Raw genomic sequence first — 1,195 nt, 5'->3', positions numbered from 1 at the left:
ATCAGGTTTTCCGCGCCCGCCCGCTGGTTGTAGAACCAGGCCACGTGCGCCACCGGCTCGCTGAAGTTGGTGACGAACACTCGATACTGATACTGGCTGGTTTCGAACAACTGGTATTGTTCGGCTTCTCCCGGCTCCCCTGTGGGGCGCGCTCTCTCGTAGCGCAAGGCCACGAAGCGGCAGGGCTGCTTCCAGCCCTCGGGCTGATAGTAGAATTCACACTCCGCCTCGGCATCCAGGTCGGCCGAGGGCTGCCAGGCGGCTTGGCGCAGTTGCTCGACCAGCCGCGAGGTCTTGCGCGCTACCACCACGAAGCGGCAGTGGGCTTCGAGATAGGCCGCGATCGCTTCCCAGCAATAGAATCCCGAATCGGCGCGGGCGAAAATCTGCTTCACGCCCGGCGGCAGGGTGGCCAACACCGCCCGCAGGTGAGCGGCGATCTGTTTGCCCGTGGGCCGATCGCCGTTGCGTAACTCGCCAGCCAGGTATTCTCGCGTCTCGGCCAGAAACGTCAGCAGCGGCTGGTAGCTCTTCTTGCCTTTGTTCTTCGGGTTGTAGCTCTTGCGCCCGCCCATCTGACGGCCGTAGAGCGTGTGCACGGTGGTGTCGGTGTCGAGCGTGACGGTCTGCAGTTTCACGTTGGCCGCCTGCCAGACGCGTTCCCGCAGCCGGGCGATCACGGTCAGCATCTGCCGCGCCACGTTGAGATGCAGCGCCGCCAGGAACCGCCAGAAGGTCGATTGCACCGGCAGCTTGCGGATCTCGAGAATGCCGCTGAGGATCGGATCGCGCGCCACGAAGCGCAACTGATGCAGCCGTGGAAATCCGATGTAGAGGCCCAGCACAATGGCCAGCACGAAGCGGTAACGGTCCATGGCGCGGGGGATGCGTTGCGAGGTCAGCGTTTCGTTCAGCAGCGCTCGGAAGCCGAGTTTCTCCAGCATCGTAATTACCGGCAGCAGTCCCCCGTAGGGAGTTAGATTTTTGCCGCTGAAGTCATAAGGCGTAGAAGCGCTGATTTTATTGGGCTGCCGGGCGTTGTTCCGGCGGCCTTGTCCGACGGGCGTTTTGTCGCTATGCTTTCTTCTGTCTTTCACCATTTGGGTGACCTCCTTGGGGTTGGGCTGCGAAGCTGCGAACTTCGCGGATTCCCTGTTTTACCCCATGTTTCGGGGTCGCCCAAATGGTTGAGTAC

The 1,195-nt window shown here is 62.0% G+C and carries 1 protein-coding gene; it reads right to left on the bottom strand.

Going from position 1 to position 1,195, the window contains the following annotated elements; translation table 11 throughout:
• On the bottom strand, positions 1–1,100 hold a 1,100-nt coding region (locus VMP31_RS03215; protein WP_325504014.1), incomplete at its 3' end, for an IS1380 family transposase.
• Positions 1,101–1,195 lie beyond the last annotated feature (95 nt).

This window comes from Pseudomonas sp., assembly GCF_035512415.1.
Taxonomy (GTDB): Bacteria; Pseudomonadota; Gammaproteobacteria; order Pseudomonadales; family Pseudomonadaceae; genus Aquipseudomonas.
This window is presented reverse-complemented; position numbering and strand designations above follow the sequence as displayed.